Consider the following 21,184-nt stretch of genomic DNA (forward strand, 5'->3'; position numbering starts at 1 on the left):
AGGAACACGGGCGGGGACGCGGGCGGGGGCGGGGGTGCGGGCAGGGATACGGGCGTGGACAGGGACATGGGTGTGACCGACAGTCCCGCCGCGCGGCTTCAGACGCTCTTCGAGGGGCACCGGCTGACCCCGACCCAGCGGCGCATCGCGCACAGCATGGTGCGCCGCGCCGCCGACGTGCCGTTCCTGTCCAGCGTCGAGCTGGCCGAGCTCGCCGGAGTCAGCCAGCCGTCGGTCACCCGCTTCGCCGTCGCGCTCGGCTTCGACGGCTACCCGGCGCTGCGCAAGTACCTGCGCGAGGTCGCGCCCGCGGAACCGGCCGCGGACGCCGCCTCGTACAACGAGTACCAGCAGGCCGTCGAGGCCGAGATCGAGAACCTGAAGCATCTCGCGGAGGTGCTCGCCGACCCGCGCCCGGTCGCGAAGGCGGGCCGCCTGCTCGCCGCGTCCCGCCCGCTCCCGGTGCTCGGCCTGCGGGCCGCCGCCGCCCAGGCGTACGGCTTCGCGTACTTCGCCGCCAAGGTCCACCCCGACGTACGGCTGCTGCACGAGGGCGGCACGATGCTCCAGGACCGCATCGACGCCGCCGTACGCGCCGGGGCCACGACCCTGCTGTGTTTCGCCCTGCCACGGCACCCGCGCGAGGTCGTCGACTCCCTGGCGTACGCGAAGGAGGCCGGCCTGACGGTCGTCACGGTCGCGGACTCCGCCTTCGCGCCGGTGGCGAAGGTCTCCGACCTCCTGCTCCCCGCCGCAGTCGGCACCGGCCTCGCCTTCGACACGGCCTGCGCCCCGATGCTCCTCGGCCGCGTCCTCCTGGAGGCGATGTGCGACGACCTGCCGGACGCGCAGGCGAGGCTGGAGGAGTTCGACACGGGGGCGGCTGCCCGCGGCCTGTTCGTGGAGTAGACGTACGACGGGACGGCGACGCCTCTCAGATTCGTCTCACCTTTCCCGGCTAACCTCCGCGGCCAAAGGTGCCGAGACGGGAGGCGGATCGTGGCGCGCGGAGGGCAGGGGCTGGCTCGGGTGGCGGTGGTCGTGCGGACCGGGGCCGCACCGCTGTGGTGGTGCGGGGTGGTCGCGGCCGGTGTCGGGGTGCTGGTGCCGGGGCTGACCGGGCGCCGGATCGGGGACATGGCCGGGGCCGCGCTGTTCATCGTGGCGGCCGCCGTGGTGGCGTACGCGCGCCGGACGCGGTACGCCGCCCTCGCCCGCTCCGCCGCCCGCGCGGGCAAGCACGACGTGCTCCAGGGCCGCGCCGTGACCGTACGCAACTGGCGCCGGGCCCACCGCTGGTGGCTCGTCCTCGCCTTCGCGGCCGCGCTGGGCAGCGCGTTCGCGGCGCCCGCGGCGGGCGGCATGCTGCTGGCCGGGGCGGGCGCCGGGCCGCGCCTGAAGGCCGCGTGGCTCGGCCGCCGCGAACGCGCCGACGACGTCCTGCTGTGGGTCCGCGTCGACTGGCTCGGCAAGCGGGCCGGTGCCCCGGCGGGCAAGCCGGTCAAGGGGTACCGCGGCACGGGCCTCGCGGCGGGGGACGCGGCACCGGGCGGAGCGCGCTGCCGCACCGACGCTCTCGTGTAGACCGGCCGGCCAGCGGGCGGGTCGGGTCGGGTCAGACGCTCAGGGCGGTCGCCTTCGATCCGCCTCGGCCGGTTGAGGTTCCGAGGGGTGCACGCGGCCTCCTCGGCACCCGCTCCAGCGGCTGGGCTAAAGCCCCGTCAGCGCCGACGGCTGTGCCCCGCCCGACTCGGCGACGATCTCGTCGAGGGTCTGTTGCTCCCGTACGACCGCGAAGCGCACCTCGTGCTGCCCGCCCTCCGGGGCCGGCGCGAAGCCGTAAATGGCCGGGCGGGCTAGGGAGTTGTAGGCGTAGTGGTGGGCGAAGTAGTACGCACCTGTGTCCAGGGCGGCCGCGTAGTCGCCCTGTTCGAGCAGGGGCAGCGCGCGTCCCTCGGCGAGCAGGTCGCCCGCGAAGCAGGCGGGGCCCGCTACGTCCTGGATGACGTCCGGTCCCGCCTTGGGGCGGCCTTTCGCGTCGTACGCGGCGATCCGCAGCGGCCAGGTCACGGGCGCGTACACCGTGCGGGCCGCCACCTGGGCCCCGGCGTGGGTGACCGCGACCGGCCGGCCCCCGGCGGACTTGGCGTACTCGACCCGGGCGATCACCGTCCCGTGCTTGGCGAGCAGCGACCGCCCGAACTCGGTGACCAGCCCGTACCGCCCGTCGAAGAGCCCGGGCACCACCTCGGCGAGCAGCCGCGCGTACTGCGCGTACGTCGGGGCCGTCGCGTCGGAACCGAAGTTGACCGGCAGCCCGCCGCCGATGTCGATCGTGTCGACCTGCCGCCGCCCGAGGCGCCGGTTGATCTCCTCGGCCAGCGCGTACGTCTCCGCCACGCCCTGCGCCATCAGCGAGAGCGGGATGCCCTGCGAACCGGTGTGCGTGTGCAGCCGGGTCAGCCACGGGCGGTCGGCGTACGCCCCGACGATCCACTCGCGGGCACCCTCGTCGCGCAGCGCGACCCCGAACTTGGACGTCGCCGTCGCGGTGGACAGCGCCTCGATCGAACCACCGCCGACCTGCGGGTTCACCCGGATCCCGATCGGCGAGCCGGTGGCCGCGGACCGCACGATCGCGTCGATGCGGTCCAGCTCCTGAGGATTGTCCGCGTTGACCGCGATGCCCGACGCCAGCGCCTCGCGCAGCTCCGCGGGCGTCTTCGCGGGGGAGTCGAGCACGGTGTGCGCCGGCGGGATCCCGGCCGCCCGCGCGAGGGCGAGTTCGCCGGGGCTCGCCACCTCCGCGCCGATGCCCTGCTCGTACAGCAGCCGCAGCACGGGTACGAGCGGGGTCGCCTTCACCGCGAAGGCGTGCAGTACGGGGGTGTCCGGGGCGGTCACCGCGTCGAAGGCCGCCCGCAGCGCGGTCGCCGAGGCCCGGATGCCGGGGACGTCGAGCAGGGCGACGACCGGTGCTCCCGGCCCGAGGAGCCCCTGCTCCACGGCGGCCCGGACGGCTTCGTCACGCCGGAGGACACGATCGGAGTCGTCGCCGCCCGTGCTACCCGAAACCTCCGTGCTGCCGGCAGCCCCCGCGCCGCCGGCAGCGCTCGCGCCACCCGATGACATCGCGCCGCCGGAGGCTCCCGCGCCGCCCGACGACATGGCCGCCCTCTCCCTGTCGCTCACCGGATCCCCCGTCCTGTCCCTGTCTGCGCCCATATCTGCGCCCATACATCCCAGCCAAACACCCGCGACGCGACCGCGCTGGCCTATACACCTATTGACTAGCTCTATTCAGGAAGACAGGATGTGAATATCTACTGCAACAGACGCTGCGACAGCTCGCTGAAACAGTTCGCATAGGAGGCAGACCATGTCAGGACCCCGCCCCGTCCGAGCCCCGCGCGGTACGGAACTGAGTGCCCTGGGATGGCAGCAGGAAGCCGCCCTGCGGATGCTGCAGAACAACCTCGACCCCGAGGTCGCCGAGCACCCCGACAAGCTCGTCGTCTACGGGGGTACCGGCAAGGCCGCCCGCGACTGGCGCTCCTTCGACGCCATGGTCCGCACCCTCCGGACCCTCAAGCAGGACGAGACGATGCTCGTCCAGTCCGGCCGTCCCGTCGGCGTCATGCAGACCCACGAGTGGGCGCCGCGCGTGCTGATCGCCAACTCCAACCTGGTCGGCGACTGGGCGAACTGGGAGGAGTTCCGCCGCCTGGAGCAGCTGGGCCTGACCATGTACGGGCAGATGACCGCCGGTTCCTGGATCTACATCGGCACGCAGGGCATCCTCCAGGGCACCTACGAGACCTTCGCCGCCGTCGCCGCCAAGAAGTTCAACGGCACGCTCGCGGGCACCGTCACCCTCACCGCCGGTCTCGGCGGCATGGGCGGCGCCCAGCCGCTCGCCGTGACGATGAACGACGGCGTCGCGATCTGTATCGACTGCGACCCGCGCGCCATCGAGCGCCGCATCGAGCACCGCTACCTGGACGTCAGGGCGGACTCCCTGGAGCATGCCCTCCAGCTCGCCGTCGAGGCCCGCGACCAGCGCAAGCCGCTCTCCATCGGCCTGCTCGGCAACGCCGCCGAACTGCTCCCCCGCATGCTCGCCGAGGGCGCCCCCATCGACATCGTCACCGACCAGACGAGCGCCCACGACCCGCTCTCCTACCTCCCGGTCGGCGTCGACTTCGACGACATGGCCACGTACGCGGCCAAGGACCCGGCCGGCTTCACCACCCGTGCGCGTGAGTCGATGGCCCAGCACGTCGAAGCCATGGTCGGCTTCATGGACGCCGGTGCCGAGGTCTTCGACTACGGCAACTCGATCCGGGGCGAGGCCCAGCTCGCCGGGTACGACCGCGCGTTCGCCTTCCCCGGCTTCGTCCCCGCCTACATCCGCCCCCTCTTCTGCGAGGGCAAGGGCCCCTTCCGCTGGGCGGCGCTCTCCGGTGATCCGCAGGACATCGCCAAGACCGACAAGGCGATCCTCGACCTCTTCCCGGAGAACGAGTCGCTGCACCGCTGGATGAAGATGGCCGGCGAGCGCGTCCACTTCCAGGGCCTGCCCGCCCGCATCTGCTGGCTCGGCTACGGCGAGCGCGACAAGGCCGGTGAGCGTTTCAACGACATGGTGGCCTCCGGTGAGCTGGCAGCCCCGCTGGCCATCGGCCGTGACCACCTCGACTGCGGCTCCGTCGCCTCCCCGTACCGCGAGACCGAGGCCATGCTCGACGGCTCCGACGCCATCGCCGACTGGCCGCTGCTCAACGCCATGGTGAACGTGGCGTCCGGTGCGTCCTGGGTCTCCATCCACCACGGCGGCGGCGTCGGCATGGGCCGCTCCATCCACGCGGGCCAGGTCTCCGTCGCCGACGGCACCGAACTCGCCGGCGAGAAGATCCGCCGGGTGCTGACGAACGACCCCGGCATGGGTGTCATCCGGCACGTCGACGCCGGGTACGACATCGCCGAGTCCGTCGCCGACGAGCGCGGCGTGCGGGTTCCGATGCGCGAGGGTGACGACGCGTGACCTTCCACGGCATGTGGGCGGAGCTGCTGCCGATCGGCCGCAGCTCCGCCTCCGGCGGCTACCGCCGCTTCGCCTGGACCGGTGCCGACGCCGACTGCCGGGACTGGTTCCGGGCGCAGGCCGAGTCGCGGGGCCTGACGTACGAGCTGGACCGGAATGCGAATCAATGGGCCTGGCTCGGGGATCCCGCCGACGGGGATGCCGTCGTCACGGGGTCGCATCTGGACTCCGTGCCGGACGGCGGGGCGTTCGACGGGCCCCTCGGGGTCGTGTCGTCCTTCGCCGCGCTGGACGAACTCCGCGCTCGTGGCGTGGAGTTCACCCGGCCCCTCGCCATCGTGAACTTCGGTGACGAGGAGGGTGCCCGGTTCGGGCTGGCGTGTGTCGGCTCACGGCTCGCCGCCGGGCAGCTCACCGTCGAGCAGGCGCACAAGCTGACCGACGCCGACGGGATCACGCTCCCGCAGGCCATGGAGGGCGCCGGGTACGACCCCGGCACCATCGGGCCGGACTCCGAGCGTCTCTCCCGCATCGGCGCCTTCGTCGAGCTGCATGTCGAGCAGGGGCGGGCGCTGGACCTCTCCGGTGACCGGGTCGGCATCGCGAGTGCCATCTGGCCGCACGGGCGGTGGCGCTTCGACTTCCGCGGGGAGGCCAACCACGCGGGCACCACCCGGCTCGTGGACCGCCGCGACCCGATGCTGTCGTACGCGGAGACCGTGCTGGCCGCCCGGCGCGAGGCCCAACTCGCGGGCGCCGTCGCCACCTTCGGCAAGATCTCCGTCGAGCCGAACGGCGTGAACGCCGTCCCCTCCCTCGTCCGCGGCTGGCTCGACTCCCGCGCCGCCGACCAGTCGAGCCTCGACACGGTCGTCACCGGCATCGAGAAGGCGGCCCGCGAGTACGCCGAGGCGCAGGGCGTCGGCCTGGACGTCGTCCGCGAGTCGTTCACCCCCGTCGTCGAGTTCGAGCACGCCCTGCGTGACGAACTCGCCCGCATCCTCGGCAAGGACGCCGATCTCAAGGTGCCCGTCCTGGGGACCGGGGCGGGACACGACGCCGGGATCCTCTCCGGCACCGTCCCGACCGCCATGCTGTTCGTACGCAACCCCACGGGTGTCTCGCACTCCCCGGCCGAGTACGCCGCCGAGGACGACTGCGTGGCCGGGGTGACCGCACTCGCCGACGTACTCGAAGGGCTGGCCTGCAGGTGACGCAGACCCATACGCGGACCCACACGCGGACCTACTGGCTGGAGCACGCCTGGCTCGGCACGCACGTCGAGCCGGGCGTGGCCCTCGATGTCGCGGACGGCCGGATCGTCGGGGTCCGCACCGGCGTCGACACCCCGCCCCCCGGCGCCGAGATCCTCCGCGGACTCACCCTCCCCGGGCTCGCCAACGCCCACTCGCACGCCTTCCATCGCGCCCTGCGCGGCACGGTCCAGGTCGGCTCCGGCACCTTCTGGACCTGGCGCGAGGTCATGTACTCCTTCGCGGACCGGCTGACCCCGGAGACCTACCACGCGCTCGCCCGCGCGGTGTACGCGGAGATGGCGCTCGCGGGAGTCACCGCGGTCGGCGAGTTCCACTACGTGCACCACACCCCGGGCGGCACCCCGTACACCGACCCGAACGCGATGGGCGAGGCCCTGATCGAGGCCGCGCGGGAGGCCGGGATCCGGATCACCCTGCTCGACACGGCCTACCTCTCCTCCGGCTTCGGACAGCCGCCCAACCAGCACCAGCTGCGCTTCTCCGACGGCAGCGCGGAGGCCTGGGCGGAACGCTGTTCAGTTCTCAAGGACCGGGATCACGCACGGATCGGTGCGGCCATCCACTCCGTACGGGCCGTGCCCGCGGGGCAGTTGGCGACGGTGGCGCGCTGGGCCGGGGAGCGGCGGGCCCCGCTCCATGTGCACCTGTCGGAGCAGACGGCGGAGAACGACGCCTGCCGGCAGGCCCATGGACGCACCCCGACGCAGCTCCTCGCCGACCACGGCGTGCTGGGCCCGCGCACCACCGGTGTCCACAACACGCACCTCACCGACGAGGACATCGCCCTGATCGGCGGCTCCGGGACGGGCACCTGCATGTGCCCCACCACCGAGCGAGACCTCGCCGACGGCATCGGACCCGCCGCCGCTCTCCAGCGCGCGGGATCGCCCCTTTCCCTCGGCTCCGACAGCCACGCCGTCATCGACCTCCTCGAAGAGGCCCGCGCGATGGAGCTGAACGAGCGCCTGCGCACCCGCACACGCGGTCACTGGACGACGGCCGCCCTCCTGCGCGCCGCCTCCGCCGACGGCCACGCGGCCCTCGGCTGGGACGACGCGGGCACCCTCGAACCGGGCGCGCTCGCCGACTTCACGACGATCGCCCTCGACTCGGTCAGAACAGCGGGGCCGCTGCCGCGCCTCGGTGCCGAGACGGCCGTATTCGCCGCGACGGCAGCGGACGTACGCCACACGATCGTCGGCGGGCGTCATGTCGTACGAGACGGGGCGCACGCCCTCGTACCGGATGTGCCACGGGCCATCGCCCAAGCCGTCGAAGCCCTGCGTGCCTGAACCCCACCGTCATCCCTGAGGACGCCATGAGCAGCAGCACCGTCATCACCAACATCGCCACGCTGGTCACCAACGACCCCTCCCTCGGTGACGGATCCTCCCTCGGTCTGATCCAGGACGCGGCCGTCGTCATCGACGGCGACCGCGTCGCGTGGACCGGTGAATCAAGCAAAGCACCCGCCACTGACAATCGGGTCGACGCCGGTGGCCGCTCGGTGATCCCGGGCTTCGTCGACTCCCACTCGCACCTCGTCTTCGCGGGCGACCGGACCGCCGAGTTCAACGCCCGTATGTCGGGCCGCGGCTATGCGGCGGGCGGCATCCGTACGACGGTCGCGGCCACGCGCGCCGCGAGCGACGAGGACCTGGAACGCAACCTCGTGCACTACCTCGACGAGGCCCTGCGCCAGGGCACCACCACCTTCGAGACGAAGTCGGGCTACGGACTCACCGTCGAGGACGAGGCCCGCGCCCTGCGCATCGCCGCCGCGCACACCGACGAGGTCACCTACCTCGGCGCCCACATCGTCTCCCCGGACTACGCCGACGACCCCGCCGCGTACGTCGCCCTCGTCACCGGCGAGATGCTCGACGCCTGTGCCCCGTACGCCCGTTGGGTCGACGTCTTCTGCGAGAAGGGTGCCTTCGACGGCGACCAGGCCCGCGCGATTCTCACGGCGGGCAAGGCGAAGGGCCTGCACCCGCGCGTCCACGCCAACCAGCTCTCGTACGGCCCCGGCGTCCAGCTCGCCGTCGAACTGGACGCGGCGAGCGCCGACCACTGCACCCACCTCACGGACGCGGACGTCGACGCCCTGGCCAACAGCCGGACCGTCGCCACCCTCCTCCCCGGCGCCGAGTTCTCCACCCGCGCCGAATGGCCGGACGCCCGCCGCCTGCTGGACGCGGGCGTGACCGTCGCCCTCTCCACCGACTGCAATCCGGGCTCGTCCTTCACCTCGTCCGTACCGTTCTGCGTCGCGCTGGCGGTACGGGACATGGGGATGACGCCCGACGAGGCGGTGTGGTCGGCCACGGCCGGCGGTGCGGCCGCCCTCCGCCGCGACGACATCGGCCGCCTCACCGCCGGCGCCCGCGCCGACCTGACCCTGCTGGACGCGCCCAGCCACGTCCACCTCGCCTACCGCCCGGGCGTGCCGCTGGTTTCGGAGGTGTGGCGGCGCGGCGTACGCGAGGTCTGACGCGAGGTCGGACGACCCGCATCGACGACCGGCATCGACGACCGGCATCGACGACCGGCATCGACGACTGGTTTCGACGACTGGTTTCGACGACCGGCATCGACGACCGGTTTCGACGAATGGCTACGACGGCGGGTGGCGACGACGGGTTACGTGGCCCCCGCCCGCCACCGCTGTCCCGTGCCCCCGTTCAGCGGCAGCAGGGACAGACCGCCGCTGTCGTCCGGCGTGACCGAGGTCTCGGTGGCGACTTCCGGGCGGATGACGCCGTCGTCGTCCACGGTGAACCGCAGGTTCTCGGCGTTCCTGCCCTCGATCGAGTCGCACTCCCAGATCCCGACGCCCTCGTCGGCGGAGCCACGGCTGTCGAGGCAGAAGTCGGAGTCGGCGTACGACTGGAGGACGCCGAGGTAGGCGTCGACACGCCAGCGCTGGGTGGCGGAGGAGGTGCAGGGGGCCGTGATGACGTCCGTGCCCTTCTCCATAACGCCGTCGCGGATGTCCAGGCACCGGCCCGAGGCGACGTTCACCACTTGCGCGTAGGCGGCGCCCGGCGGGTACACCGGATACGTCGGGGAGCGCGTGGGGGTCGGCTTCGGGGGCGCCGGCTTCGACGGGGGCGGGGAGTAACTCTTCGTCGGGGAGGGTGACTTGCTGGAGGAGGGCGAAGCCGATGGTGTGGATGAAACCGTCGCTGTCGCCGTCACCGTCACCGACGGCGGGATCGCCGGAGTGCTCACCGAGCCCGCCGCGTCCTGCGACGGCGAATCGCCGGAGAACAGCATGATGAGCAGCAGTGGCGCCAGGGCCACACCGAGAGCTGCCGAGGCCAGCACGAAGCGGCGGGACGGCGGCCAGGTTCCCGCCTTCGTACGGGGCCCGGTCGCCTTCCTCGTGCGGGGCCCGGCGTCGTTCCTCGTACGGGGCCCGGTCGTGTTCCTCGTAAGGGGCCACGTCCCGCGTGTGCCGGGCTGTACATCGCTCGCGCCGGTCCTGGTGTACGCCGTGCCGGCCCAGGGCAGCAGACCTTCGGCCAGGGCGCTACGCGGGTCGTCGCGGAGGGCGGACAGTTCCTCGTACGCCGCCGTGCAGTGCGGGCAGTGCGCCATGTGGGCGTTCAGGTCCGCGCTGTGACGGGAGTTGTCGGGCCGTACCGACTCCTCGATCAGCCGGCGGAAGTCCGCGCAGCGGGGGTCGTCGGAGGCGGCGAGGCGGGACCTCAGACAGGCCTGGCCCAAGGACTGGAGTGCTGGCTCCGTGCCGTACGTCACGTCCTCGCGGGTGAGGCCGAGCAGCGCAGCCGTCCTGTCCTCGGGTTCCCGCTCCACGCAGCCGTACCAGATAAGGCCCTGGGCGCGGGACGGGAGGGACTGGAACGCCGCGAGCATGGGCGGGACGGGGCCGTCGGGACCCGCCGTGTTCAGTACGAGGAGGAACCCGGCGTCGAGGCCCGCGGCCCGCTGGTCCGCGGCCCAAGACGCGGCCACCCGACCGGTCAGCAGCAGGAGTTGGTGCCGCCAGGGGATGCCGGGGTCGGCGCCGCGGGCTGCCTCTCTGGCCGCCAGGGTGAAGGCCTGCGCGGCGAGCTGGCGTGCCACGGACTCGCTGGTGGTGCAGAGGCGGGCGTAGGCGAGGACCGACGGGCGGTGCCGCCCGCGGAGTTCCTGGAGGGCCGGATACGCGGTGGGGGTGGCCGCGCTCAGCAGTTCGGTGAGCTGCGCGTCGGACGCGCCCGCGTGGTTCGCGCCCTCGGTCTCGGCGTCGTTGTCGTCGGCCCGGTCGCCCTGAGCCATGTTCAGGCCTCCTCGCACTCCGTGCGGTCGCTCGCCCCCGTTCTGACCTACCAGCCAGTTTGGGGTGACCATAGTGATGGAGGTGGCCCTTTGAGGAAAGTGGTTCCCCTGGGTAACCCGTGAGATCTCCGGTTATCGAAGCGGACGGCCTGAACCGGACACCCCGAAATGGAGAGCCGAAAAACGAAGCGGTCCGGCACTGTCGGCCGGACCGCTTTCCGTTCGAAGCATGGCTGTGAGGCACCGTCACTCCGCGACTGTCACTCAGCGACTGTCACTCAGCGACGTCATCCCTGAACCGTCATCCCTGAACCGTCACCCCTCAACCGTCACTCCTCGACGGTCAAGCCCTTCCGCAGCCGCACCAGCGTTCGCGACAGCAGCCGTGACACATGCATCTGCGAGATGCCGAGTTCGTCGCCGATCTCGGACTGGGTCATATTGGCGACGAAGCGCAGCGAGAGGATCTTGCGGTCGCGCGGCGGGAGTTCGGCGATCAGCGGCTTCAAGGACTCGACGTACTCGATACCCTCGAGCCCGTGGTCCTCGTAGCCGATGCGGTCCGCGAGCGCGCCCTCGGAGTCGTCCTCCTCGGGCTGGGCGTCCAGCGAACTGGCCGTGTAGGCGTTCGAGGCGGCCATGCCCTCGACGACCTCGTCGTTGCTGAGGCCCAGGCGCTCCGCCAGTTCTCCCACCGTCGGGGCGCGATCGAGCTGCTGGGCGAGTTCGTCGCCCGCCTTGGCCAGGTCGAGGCGGAGTTCCTGCAACCTGCGCGGTACGCGCACGGACCACGAGGTGTCTCGGAAGAACCGCTTGATCTCGCCGACGATCGTGGGCATCGCGAAGGTGGGGAACTCGACGCCGCGGCTCAGCTCGAAGCGGTCGATCGCCTTGATCAGGCCGATGGTGCCGACCTGGATGATGTCCTCCATCGGCTCGCTGCGGGAGCGGAAGCGGGAGGCGGCGAACTTCACCAGCGCGAGGTTGAGCTCGACGAGTGTGTTGCGGACGTACGCGTGCTCGTGGGTGCCTTCTTCGAGGGACTCCAGCCGCTCGAAGAGAGTCTTCGACAGGGCCCGTGCGTCCACCGGCCCCACCTCGTCGTACGGGGGGATCTCCGGAAGTCCGTCGAGTCCTTCGAGTCCGGCGAGACCGTCGAGACCGGCAAGGCCGCCGAATCCGCTGATTTCAGCCGCTTCTTCGATTTTGTCGGTTTTGTCGAGGAGCTCAGGGCGTCCCAGGGAGGGTGTCGACGTCGCCGTCTGGGTCTGCGATGCGTCGAGCCGGGGTGACATGGTGTCCTCCATCGTTCTCGGCATATGGCCGCCGATGCCAATTCGTGCACTGCGGTGTGCGGCGCCTCCAAAGCCGGCCGTGTCGAATAAACGTCTCTACTAGGCCTACCCGCTTTCGCTCGCCCACCGCAAGTGCGTTTCATTGCTAAATGTCCGATTTCGGGGGGTTGTTCGGGTGTCAGGGGGCGCAGGGAAGGCGTAGTGTTCGAGGGCGTACATCAGCAGTCGCGACGCTCGGGAGAGAGACGGCATGGACCGCGGGACGGTCGGCAGCGCACAGTCGGGCCGGCTTCTTGTCGAGGTGCGGGAAGAGGGCCGAAGTGCCGTCGTGACCCCGGCGGGTGAGTTGGATCACTACACGGCTGATTTGTTGCGTGAGCCACTCGACGACTGCCTCGAAAAGGGGCACGCACGCCTGGTCGTCGACTGCTCGCGCCTCGAGTTCTGTGATTCCACCGGGCTCAATGTGCTGCTCGGCGCCCGTCTGAAGGCCGAGGCCGCGGGGGGTGGCGTCCATCTGGCCGGGATGCAGCCGGTGGTGGCCCGAGTGTTCGAAATCACTGGGGCGGAGGCCGTCTTCACTGTCCACGAGACGCTCGAGGCGGCGCTGATCGACGAGTCCTCCTAGCCGGTCGACCCGTCCGTCCGCTTCGGCGTTGTGCCTCATTTCCCGCTACGTGACCGGCACGTTACCCGTGTCACATGTTCCGTGCCGAATAAGCGGGTGTTCGGACGGTTCGGTCGGGCAGGAGACATCCTGAATATGTCGGCAGCCTGAGCGGTTGACGCACAAGTCTGACGCACAAGTCTGACGCACAAGTTTGATCCGCGAGTTTGATCCACAAGTTCCATCCGCACGTACTGAGTGTTGAGCTGAGTCTTGAATCGTGAACCGGCGAATCGGTGAGGTGAAGCGCTGATGAGCACCACCCGGCCTTACTCGCCGGGCGACCGCGGCCCGGAGTCGGGTGACGGCGGCGCTTCCGGTGCCTCCGGCGACGGCGGCGCTTCCGCCTCCGGAGACGTGATGGCCGCCGGCCGCCAGGCCCGCAGGCTGAGCTTGGACGGCGCGAGCGGAGTCGTGCCGCTCGCCCGCGACTTCACCCGTCAGGCGCTGTACGCGTGGGGCTGGCTGCCCGCCGCGAGCGCCGACCGGCGGGCCGCCGCCGAGGACGTCCTGCTCGTCGTCTCCGAACTCGTCACCAACGCCTGCCTGCATGCGGAGGGCCCGGACGAGCTCTGGATCGCCTGCGACAACAAGGTGTTGCGCATCGAGGTCTCCGACCGCGGCGCGGGCCAGCCCGCACCGCGCACCCCGCACCGCGCCGGACGCCCCGGCGGCCACGGGATGTTCATCGTGCAGCGGCTGTGCCTGGACTGGGGGGTTGTACGGACTCCGGGGGTCGCGGGCAAGACCGTTTGGGCGGAACTCGGGGCGCCTGCCTGACTTTGGCAGCTGCCTGACCTTGGCGCGCGCCTGGCCTGGGTGCGTGCCCGACGTCGGCGCCTGCCTGACTTTGGTGCTGCCTGACCTTCACCTCGGGTTACCGAGGGTTCGAACCGTTTTTCGTACGTCACTTCACGCGCGCCGGATCCCCACGGATCCGGCGCGCACTTTGTCTTCCCTCCATAAGTCCCCGGGCGTACCTTGACGGCCGATCTGATGTTCCGTCAGGAAGCTGTTCCGTCAGGATCCGTCAGGAATGAGGCCCCGAGGTGTCGTACCGGACGTACCAGAAACGAACCGCCGCGCTCGCGTTCGCCGCGGCCCTGGCCGGCTCGGCGGTGCTGATGGCCGCCCCCGCAGCCCAGGCCGACGTGGTGGACGTCAACTACCAGTGCAAGACGCCGATCGGGGACAAGAGCGCCGTCTCGCCCATCGACATCAAGAGCGTCAAGAGCGGCAGCGGCTACAAGCTCACCATGTCCTGGCAGAAGGGTGTCTCGTCCAGCCCGGTGGAGCTGGGCAAGGGCGCGATGAACCCGAGCGCCGTGATCAAGGTGGGCGGCGCGGACAGCGGCACGGTGGCGGTGCGCGGACCGGCCAACGCGGCCGCGATCCCCGCCAACACCCCCATCAAAATCAGTGACTTGAGCGGCACGTACACGCCGAAGAAGACCGGCAAGGTCACCTTCACCGCGGGCGTGCTCACCATCAAGGCGCTCGGTACGACGACCACGTGCACCCCCTCGAACAACCCCAAGCCGTCCCTGACCCTCGACGTCACGGCCGCGAGCGGCGGTTCGGGGTCATCCGGCTCGAGCGAGACCCAGAGCGGCGCGGACTCCGGCGGCGAACTTCCCCAGACCGGCCCCGAGGACTCGGCGATCGCCCTCGGCACGCTCGGCGGAACGGTCCTGCTCACAGGCGCGGCGGGCGTGCTGTGGCTGACGCGGAGGAATCAGGCGGTACGCCGCTGATCCCTCGCGCGTGCCCACCCGTCACCCGACCGCCGCCCCTCAAGGAGGCTCCCCCAGAGCCGAAAACCTGGGGGACCCCCAGCGCGCCGCCCCTATTGATGGGAGCCGCCCCATGCCGTACGCACCTCCCGCTGCCCGGGTCCTCGGCCCGGTCCTGCTTGCCGTGCCGCTGCTGCTGGGCGTGGCACCGGCAGCCGTGGCCGACGACGGCTGGTCCGTCGCGCCGTTCGCCCGTACGCGGGAGGGGCGCCCGTACGTCTACGCGGAGGGCGCGCCCGGCACGGTTCTGCAGGACACCGTGTCCGTACTCAACCCGGGCGCGCGGCCGCTCACCGTCCGGCTGCGCGGCGCGGACGGCGACAACACATCGGGCGGCGGCTTCACCGTGCGGGAGAAGCCGTCGGACACGGGTGCCTGGATCGGCTTCGCGCAGGAGAGGGACGGGCGGCGGACGGCGGTGCGCGCGGTGACCGTACGGGTTCCGGCACGTACACGCGCCGACGTGCCGTTCACGGTGAGCGTCCCGGCGGGTGTGGTGCCCGGTGACCACCCGGGTGCGATCGTCGCGAGCGACGGCGGCGGGCGTTCCGTGGCGGTCCGGGTCCAACTGCGGGTGAGCGGGCCGACGTTGTCGGCGCTCACCGTCGAGCATGTCGCCGTGCGCGGCGGCCGGATCTCGTACGAGCTGGTCAACCGCGGCACCACCGTCCTGACCCCGAGGTTCGCGGTGCACGCCGACGGTGTCTTCGGCGCGCTCCTCGACCGGGCCCCGCGCACCCTGCCCGTCGATCTCCTGCCGGGCCGCCGGGTCACGCTCAGCGAACCGTGGCACGACGCCCCGGCGCTGGACGCGGTCGACGTGCGGCTGACGGTGACGGCGGCGGGCGGCGCGCGCGACACGGCGTCCGCGTCGGCGCGGTTCGTGCCGTGGGGTGCGGTGACGGGCGTGGGGGGAGCGCTTGCGTCGGTGGGTGCCTTCTTGGTCGTACGGCGTCATCGGCGCCGGACGCGGGACGGCGGGGCGGATCAACAGCCGGGTGTGGAAGCCGAGTTGACGGGAGCGGTGTCGTGAAGGTGCGGATTCCGGCGCTGACGGTGGCTCTCGCGCTGCTTCTGCTCGTCTTTGCGGGCGCACCCGCGTCTGTAGGGTCCGCGGCCTCCGTAGCTTCCGCGGCCTCCGTAACGTCCGCAGCGTCCGCAGCGGACAAGCCGAGCGTGAGACTGTCCAAGTCCCAGGCGGGGATCGGCGGTTCGATCACCGTGACCGGCAGCGGGTGGCGGCCGAAGGCGCTGCTGATGATGCTGATCTGCGGGCAGTCCGTGCCGTCCCGGGGTGTCATCGGCGGCACCAACTCCTGTGCCAATGCCGACGGCCGGGCCGTCACCACCGACGCCAAGGGGAGCTTCAGCAAGGAGCTGCCGGTCGCCGAGCCGCCCGAGCCGTGTCCGTGCGTGGTGCACGTCGCCACGGTCACCGGGGAGAAGGCGGAGGCGGACGCGATCTTCATGGTGGCCGGGCACTCGGTGGAACCGCTGCCGAAGGAGGAGAGCGGCGGCCGGCTCTCCGTGCTGACCGACACCCGGCTGGACGGGTCCAGCGGCCTGCTCACCTGGTTCGGCTCGCCACCGGCCCGCAAACTCGTCTTCACCGTCGGCAACGTCGGCACCGCCCCGGTGAAGAACCCGGTCTTCCACATCGGAATCTCCCACGGGGTGTTCGCCCCGCAGTGGGAGGAGCGGCAGTGGCGCGGCACGATCGCGCCCGGCCGGAAGGCGCGGATCGAGCTCCCGGTCGAACTGCCGGCCGGGGCGCACGGCGACTACACGGTCTCGCTGAAGTACGGCGGCAAGGTGCTTGCCGAGCAGCCGTGGGGCGTGGGCCGCCCGTGGGGCGTGACCCTGTTCTGGATCCTGCTCTGCGTGGTCGTACCGGCGGCGGTGTTCCGCGTCGGGATGGCGGTGGTGGACCGGGTACGGCCGCGCCGCTCGTCCGGCCGCGGCGGCCGTCACCGGGGGCTCCGGCTGCCCGAACTCACCGTATGGATGCCGAAGTTGCGCCCCTCGCCGAGCGCGCCGGCCACGCCTGTGGCACCGAAGACTTCTACGACCCCGACCCTGCCGTGGTTCACGCCGGACAGCGATCCGGGGACGGCGGCGCACGGTCAGCTCTCCGCACCGCAAGAGAACAGTCCGGCGACTCGAACGACTCCGACGAGCCGGACGAGTCGGACGAGTCGGACGAGGAAGGGACCTACGTGAGCACGCAACGGAGAGTGGTACCGATGGCCGGACGGAGAGTGGCGCCGATGGCCGGACGGAGAGTGAGCGCGGCCGGGGTCGCGCTGATGCTCGGCGGCGCGGGCATCCTGGTGGGTGTGGCCGCGGCCCCGGCACAGGCCGCCGAAGTGTCGTACAAGACGGAGTGCATCCCGCCCTCGATCTCGGGCCTGCCCCCGGTCCAGGGCACGACGAAGGTGGAGATCACCGCACCCGCCGAGGCGAAGGTGGGCGACGAGGTCACCATCACCTGGAAGTTCGTCCAGGCGGCGTCCAAGAATCCCGACGTCATCGACCTGGAGAAGGACACGGTCAAGCCGACGGGCACGCTCAAGGCGGGCGGCGCGCAGACCGCCGACATCGCCATGGAGGGACCGCGCCAGAACCCCGCGATCCCCAAGAACAGCGACATGAAGCTGTCCGACATGACGGGCAAGCTGAAACTGACGGCGGCCGGTGATGTGACCCTGACCCCGGACGCGTACAACATCAACGTCAGCAAGCCGTTGTCGACGGACACGAAGTGCACGCCGAAGGAGACGGTGAAGTCGGCGGCGACGATCAAGGTGACGGGGGGCGGGGGGAGTTCGGGCGGTACGACGGGCGGGATTCCGACGCCGACGCTGCCGACGGGATTGCCGACGTTGCCGACGGGACTGCCGACGCTGCCCACCGGTTCGGCCTCGCCGACCCCCAGCGGGAGTGGGACGGGAGGCGACGACACGGGCGGCTCCACCGGCGGTGACGGTGGTGGCAGTGGTGGTGGCGGCCAGACGGACTTCACGGGGAAGGAAGTCGCCATCCCCTACGCGTGCAAGACCCCCATCGGTGACAAGAGCGCCACCTCTCCCGTCCAGATCAACGCCAAGAAGAGCGGCGGCAGTTTCGACCTCACGGTCCAGTTCAAGAAGTCCGTGATGGACAGCCCGGCCGACATCCCCGCCGACTCGGTCAAGCCGTCGATTGAGGTCGTCCTCGGCGGCTCCGACAAGGGCACGGTCCATGTCGAGGGCCCGACCAACGCCGAGGAGATCAAGAGCGGCGACCCCATCGAGATCCCGGACCTGACGGGCACGTACAAGCCGGGCGCGACCGGCCAGTCCACCCTGTCCCCGGGCGTGCTGACGGTGAAGGCCCTGGGCACCACGACGACCTGCACGCCGACCAAGTCGGAGGTTTCTCTGACCCTGGACACCAGCGAACAGGCGAGCGGCGCCTCGGGGGGAGGCTCCTCAGGAGGAGATTCCTCAGGAGGTACGTCCGCCAGCGGCGGCCTGGCGGAGACGGGCGCCGAGAACCACGGCGGCCTGAAGGCGCTGGGCCTGATCGCGGGGACGGTGATCCTGCTCGGCGGAGCGGTCTTCACCTTCATGCCGCACCACCGGCTGCGCTGAGCCTCTCTGCGAACCCCCGCTCCCTACGTGTGACGCGGGTCACGGCAACGTGGCCCGCGCGAGGGACGGTCAGGAGTGTGGAGCTTTCATGCGTGGCCGGGTGCGCGCCGGGGACCCGGACGCGTTCGGGCAACTCTTCGAGGACCATGCGTCGGCGGTCCACCCGCACGCCGTGCGCGTGACGGGCAACTTGGCCACGGCTGTCGTATGCCGGGCGCGGCTCACGGCTTGCATACCTGCATCGTGATGGAAAACCGAAGGGCCGCCGCACCCGGTGGTGCGGCGGCCCTTCGTGCAGAAGTCTCTGCGGGCGTACGTCAGCGCACGTCGCCCATGAGTTCCTTGACCTTCTTGCGGTACATCCACACCGCGACACCGGCGGCCACGGCGAGCGCGGCCTGCAGGGCGACGATGCCCTTCGTGTTCAGGTCGACGCCGGCGATGGAGAGGAGGCCCGTGGTGGCGTCACCGGCGGTGACGGCCAGGAACCAGACACCCATCATCTGGGAGGCGTACTTCGCGGGAGCCATCTTCGTCGTCACGGACAGGCCGACCGGGGAGACGGTCAGCTCACCGACGGTCTGCACGAAGTAGATCGCGACCAGCCACATCGCGGCCGCCTTGTGACCGCCCTCGGCGATCGACAGCGGGGCCAGGAAGAGGAAGAAGGACGCACCGATCAGGAGCAGACCGGAGGCGAACTTCACGGCCGTGCCCGGCTCCTTGCCGCGACGGTTCAGCGCCAGCCACATCCAGGCGAAGACCGGGGCGAACGCCATGATCATGACCGGGTTGACGGACTGGTACCAGGAGACCGGGAACTCCCAGCCGAAGACCGAGTTGTCGGCCGACGACTCGGCGAAGATCGACAGGGTCGAACCACCCTGGTCGTAGATCATCCAGAAGATGGCCGCGGCCACGAAGAACCAGATGTACGCGGACATCTTGGACTGCTCGACGCGGTCCAGGTCCTTGTCCCGCTTGATACGGGCGATGACCATGACCGGGATGAGCAGACCGGCGATCGTGATCGGAACCAGCAGCCAGTTCAGCGTGTAGTGGCCCGAGAAGCCGACGATCGCGTAGAAGACGACGGCGACGGCCGCCCACAGGGCGGACTTGCGCAGCGTCGAGGCCTTCTCGGCGGCGGTCAGCGGAGTCGGGACGACGCTGGAGTGCGCGCTCAGGTGACGGCCACCCAGCAGGAACTGGGCCAGACCCAGCGCCATGCCGAGCGCGGCGAGCGCGAAGCCCAGGTGCCAGTTCACGTTCTCGCCGACGGTGCCGATGATCAGCGGCGCGGCGAACGCACCCAAGTTGATGCCCACGTAGAACAGCGTGAAGCCACCGTCGCGGCGCGGGTCGTCCGGGCCGTCGTAGAGGTGGCCGACCATCGTGGAGATGTTGGCCTTCAGCAGACCGGAACCGATCGCGACCAGGCCCAGACCCGCGAAGAAGGTGCCGGACGTCGGCAGCGCCAGCGTCAGGTGACCCAGCATGATGATGAGACCGGCGACGGCGACCGTCTTACGGGGGCCGAGGACACGGTCCGCGAACCAGCCACCGGGAAGGGCGAGCAGGTACACGAGCGACAGGTACACCGAGTAGATCGCGGTCGCGGAGACCGCGCTCATGTGCAGGCCGCCCGGTGCGACCAGATACAGCGGGAGCAGAGCCCTCATGCCGTAGTAGGAGAACCGCTCCCACATCTCGGTCATGAAGAGAGTGGCCAGTCCCCGGGGGTGGCCGAAGAAGGTCTTCTCGGAACCGGGAGTGCCCGGGACGGAGTCCTTCGTCAGGCTGGACGCCATGGTCGTTCCTTGCTGGTCGGGACGCGCGGGCTTGAACGATTGCGCGCCCGGTGGGGGCGGCCGGCACCGGCGGGGATCGGACGTCCACCCCACGCCCACGGGGAGTCCGCTCCGGATGACGGAGCAGTGGACGGCGACCACCGGGATCCACGCCCGTCACGCGTCGATGCGCTCGGGCCCGGCCACAGGTCATTCCTTTCGAGGCTGGCGAACACCAGCCCGCACACAAAAGAGACCTTCAGCATCGTTCTGGCGCCAAAGGTCCCGTTGTGGTGCTACAGGCGTCTGGTCACCATACGGCATGTCAATGCGGCATATGGAAGGACTTGAGATATGGATCACAGGTGACGGGGGAACCGCGGACACCCATGTGAAGGTCCACACCAGGATCGCATCCCACACCCGCAGGCAAGAATCACACGAGTGGAGGGTGTGAACCACAGAGTCGGATCGCCCCACGGCTGTCGTCCGAGGCGGACTACCATCAGCCCATGACCCGTGTACTGCTCGCCGAGGACGACGCGTCCATCTCGGAGCCATTGGCCCGCGCCCTGCGCCGGGAGGGTTACGAGGTCGAAGTGCGCGAGGACGGACCGACCGCGCTCGACGCCGGAATGCAGGGCGGCGTCGACCTGGTCGTCCTCGACCTGGGCCTGCCCGGAATGGACGGCCTGGAAGTGGCCCGCCGCCTGCGCGCCGAGGGTCACACCATCCCGATCCTGATCCTTACCGCGCGCGCCGACGAGGTGGACACCGTCGTCGGCCTCGACGCGGGCGCCGACGACTACGTCACCAAGCCGTTCCGGCTCGCCGAACTCCTCGCCCGCGTACGGGCCCTCCTGCGGCGCGGCGCCGCCGAGCCCCAGCAGCCGCCCGCCACGCACGGCGTACGCATCGACGTCGAGTCGCACCGTGCCTGGATGGGCGACGAGGAACTCCAGCTCACGGCCAAGGAGTTCGACCTGCTGCGGGTGCTGGTGCGGGACGCGGGCCGGGTCGTCACCCGCGACCAGCTCATGCGCGAGGTCTGGGACACGACCTGGTGGTCGTCCACGAAGACCCTCGACATGCACATCTCCTGGCTCCGCAAAAAGCTCGGCGACGACGCGGCGAATCCTCGTTACATCGCGACGGTACGGGGTGTGGGTTTCCGCTTCGAGAAGAGCTGAGCAGGTGCAGGGTTTCAGCCCGTCCGGCGTTTGAGGACGAGCGCGAAGCGCGATGAGGGGTCTGGGGGCGAAGCCCCCCAGGACGGGCAGGGGCGGAGGGGGCGAAACAGACCCCGCCCCGCGAGCGGCTGGGGCGCGCGGGCGGCTGGGGCGCGCGGGCGGCTGGGGCGCGCGGGCGGCTGGGGCGCGCGGGCGGCTGGGGCGCGAGC

General features: G+C 70.9%; 17 protein-coding genes. 13 read left to right on the forward strand and 4 right to left on the reverse strand.

The genetic code is table 11. The features are described from left to right. The first annotated feature begins 66 nt into the window (after positions 1–66). Together C4B68_RS23890 and C4B68_RS23895 are read left to right on the forward strand one after the other, a co-directional pair. Positions 67–909 carry a MurR/RpiR family transcriptional regulator gene (locus tag C4B68_RS23890; RefSeq protein ID WP_099501739.1) on the forward strand — a complete coding sequence of 281 codons (843 nt, stop codon included), beginning with the start codon at positions 67–69 and terminating at the stop codon, positions 907–909. 90 nt (positions 910–999) lie between these two features. Beyond that, entirely contained in the window at positions 1,000–1,584 is a 585-nt protein-coding gene (locus tag C4B68_RS23895) for a hypothetical protein (protein WP_099501737.1), read from the forward strand. Between the two features lie 126 nt (positions 1,585–1,710). Here the strand turns inward: C4B68_RS23895 and C4B68_RS23900 are convergent, their stop codons facing one another. Beyond that, positions 1,711–3,237 (reverse strand): type III PLP-dependent enzyme domain-containing protein, encoded by a 1,527-nt coding sequence (locus C4B68_RS23900; RefSeq protein ID WP_373682216.1) that lies wholly within the window; start codon positions 3,235–3,237, stop codon positions 1,711–1,713. Between the two features lie 142 nt (positions 3,238–3,379). Here C4B68_RS23900 and hutU point away from each other — a divergent pair, with 142 nt between their 5' ends. The 4 genes from hutU to hutI are packed head-to-tail and all read left to right on the forward strand — an operon-like array spanning position 3,380 to position 8,815. After that, positions 3,380–5,044, forward strand: coding sequence for a urocanate hydratase (gene hutU / locus C4B68_RS23905; protein ID WP_099501733.1), 1,665 nt, complete (start codon positions 3,380–3,382; stop codon positions 5,042–5,044). Next, a complete protein-coding gene (locus C4B68_RS23910; protein WP_099501731.1) occupies positions 5,041–6,258 on the forward strand; it encodes an allantoate amidohydrolase in 1,218 nt (405 codons plus the stop codon). Before hutU ends, C4B68_RS23910 begins: the two co-directional genes overlap by 4 nt. Beyond that, positions 6,255–7,613 carry a formimidoylglutamate deiminase gene (locus tag C4B68_RS23915; protein ID WP_099501729.1) on the forward strand — a complete coding sequence of 453 codons (1,359 nt, stop codon included), beginning with the start codon at positions 6,255–6,257 and terminating at the stop codon, positions 7,611–7,613. The genes C4B68_RS23910 and C4B68_RS23915 overlap by 4 nt, the downstream gene beginning before the upstream one ends. Before the next feature lie 26 nt (positions 7,614–7,639). Next, positions 7,640–8,815: an imidazolonepropionase gene (hutI, locus tag C4B68_RS23920; protein ID WP_099501727.1), complete on the forward strand. Its 1,176-nt coding sequence runs from the start codon at positions 7,640–7,642 to the stop codon at positions 8,813–8,815. 149 nt (positions 8,816–8,964) lie between these two features. On the opposite strand, the gene C4B68_RS23925 is transcribed toward hutI, so the two are convergent. Together C4B68_RS23925 and C4B68_RS23930 are read right to left on the reverse strand one after the other, a co-directional pair. Beyond that, complete coding sequence (locus tag C4B68_RS23925) at positions 8,965–10,608, reverse strand: RICIN domain-containing protein (RefSeq protein WP_099501725.1); 1,644 nt, start codon at positions 10,606–10,608, stop codon at positions 8,965–8,967. A gap of 329 nt (positions 10,609–10,937) precedes the next feature. Next, a complete protein-coding gene (locus C4B68_RS23930; protein WP_099501937.1) occupies positions 10,938–11,903 on the reverse strand; it encodes an RNA polymerase sigma factor SigF in 966 nt (321 codons plus the stop codon). 250 nt (positions 11,904–12,153) lie between these two features. On the opposite strand from C4B68_RS23930, the gene C4B68_RS23935 reads away from it, so the two are divergent. The 6 genes from C4B68_RS23935 (at position 12,154) to C4B68_RS23960 (ending at position 17,995) form a co-directional block, all read left to right on the forward strand. Then, positions 12,154–12,531 carry an STAS domain-containing protein gene (locus C4B68_RS23935; protein WP_099501723.1) on the forward strand — a complete coding sequence of 126 codons (378 nt, stop codon included), beginning with the start codon at positions 12,154–12,156 and terminating at the stop codon, positions 12,529–12,531. A 291-nt stretch (positions 12,532–12,822) separates the two neighbouring features. Further along, the gene (locus C4B68_RS23940; protein ID WP_099501721.1) at positions 12,823–13,350 is read left to right on the forward strand and encodes an ATP-binding protein; all 528 of its coding nucleotides are present in this window, start codon (positions 12,823–12,825) and stop codon (positions 13,348–13,350) included. A gap of 269 nt (positions 13,351–13,619) precedes the next feature. Continuing rightward, positions 13,620–14,324 (forward strand): LPXTG cell wall anchor domain-containing protein, encoded by a 705-nt coding sequence (locus C4B68_RS23945; protein WP_099501719.1) that lies wholly within the window; start codon positions 13,620–13,622, stop codon positions 14,322–14,324. A 112-nt stretch (positions 14,325–14,436) separates the two neighbouring features. Beyond that, positions 14,437–15,396, forward strand: a complete 960-nt coding sequence (locus tag C4B68_RS23950; protein ID WP_099501717.1) for a COG1470 family protein — start codon at positions 14,437–14,439, stop codon at positions 15,394–15,396. 8 nt (positions 15,397–15,404) lie between these two features. Beyond that, positions 15,405–16,583 carry a hypothetical protein gene (locus C4B68_RS23955; protein WP_373682220.1) on the forward strand — a complete coding sequence of 393 codons (1,179 nt, stop codon included), beginning with the start codon at positions 15,405–15,407 and terminating at the stop codon, positions 16,581–16,583. Positions 16,584–16,630: 47 nt separating this feature from the next. After that, complete coding sequence (locus C4B68_RS23960) at positions 16,631–17,995, forward strand: hypothetical protein (protein ID WP_099501713.1); 1,365 nt, start codon at positions 16,631–16,633, stop codon at positions 17,993–17,995. A gap of 317 nt (positions 17,996–18,312) precedes the next feature. Here C4B68_RS23960 and C4B68_RS23970 read toward each other — a convergent pair whose 3' ends face one another. Further along, the gene (locus C4B68_RS23970) at positions 18,313–19,806 is read right to left on the reverse strand and encodes an oligopeptide:H+ symporter (RefSeq protein ID WP_099501711.1); all 1,494 of its coding nucleotides are present in this window, start codon (positions 19,804–19,806) and stop codon (positions 18,313–18,315) included. A 491-nt stretch (positions 19,807–20,297) separates the two neighbouring features. Between C4B68_RS23970 and C4B68_RS23975 the strand changes: the two genes are divergently transcribed. Then, positions 20,298–20,975: a response regulator transcription factor gene (locus C4B68_RS23975; protein WP_010984912.1), complete on the forward strand. Its 678-nt coding sequence runs from the start codon at positions 20,298–20,300 to the stop codon at positions 20,973–20,975. Positions 20,976–21,184 lie beyond the last annotated feature (209 nt).

Origin of the sequence: Streptomyces dengpaensis (assembly GCF_002946835.1) — a bacterium.
Lineage (GTDB): Bacteria > Actinomycetota > Actinomycetes > Streptomycetales > Streptomycetaceae > Streptomyces > Streptomyces dengpaensis.

Excerpts from the sequence above, each read along its gene's own strand:
- C4B68_RS23970 (WP_099501711.1), bottom strand. The coding sequence starts at position 19,806 with ATGGCGTCCAGCCTGACGAAGGACTCCGTCCCGGGCACTCCCGGTTCC.
- C4B68_RS23925 (WP_099501725.1), bottom strand. The coding sequence starts at position 10,608 with ATGGCTCAGGGCGACCGGGCCGACGACAACGACGCCGAGACCGAGGGC.
- C4B68_RS23940 (WP_099501721.1), top strand. The coding sequence starts at position 12,823 with ATGAGCACCACCCGGCCTTACTCGCCGGGCGACCGCGGCCCGGAGTCG.
- C4B68_RS23950 (WP_099501717.1), top strand. The coding sequence starts at position 14,437 with ATGCCGTACGCACCTCCCGCTGCCCGGGTCCTCGGCCCGGTCCTGCTT.
- hutI (WP_099501727.1), top strand. The coding sequence starts at position 7,640 with ATGAGCAGCAGCACCGTCATCACCAACATCGCCACGCTGGTCACCAAC.
- C4B68_RS23930 (WP_099501937.1), bottom strand. The coding sequence starts at position 11,903 with ATGTCACCCCGGCTCGACGCATCGCAGACCCAGACGGCGACGTCGACA.
- C4B68_RS23960 (WP_099501713.1), top strand. The coding sequence starts at position 16,631 with ATGGCCGGACGGAGAGTGAGCGCGGCCGGGGTCGCGCTGATGCTCGGC.
- C4B68_RS23935 (WP_099501723.1), top strand. The coding sequence starts at position 12,154 with ATGGACCGCGGGACGGTCGGCAGCGCACAGTCGGGCCGGCTTCTTGTC.
- hutU (WP_099501733.1), top strand. The coding sequence starts at position 3,380 with ATGTCAGGACCCCGCCCCGTCCGAGCCCCGCGCGGTACGGAACTGAGT.
- C4B68_RS23975 (WP_010984912.1), top strand. The coding sequence starts at position 20,298 with ATGACCCGTGTACTGCTCGCCGAGGACGACGCGTCCATCTCGGAGCCA.
- C4B68_RS23900 (WP_373682216.1), bottom strand. The coding sequence starts at position 3,237 with ATGGGCGCAGATATGGGCGCAGACAGGGACAGGACGGGGGATCCGGTG.
- C4B68_RS23890 (WP_099501739.1), top strand. The coding sequence starts at position 67 with ATGGGTGTGACCGACAGTCCCGCCGCGCGGCTTCAGACGCTCTTCGAG.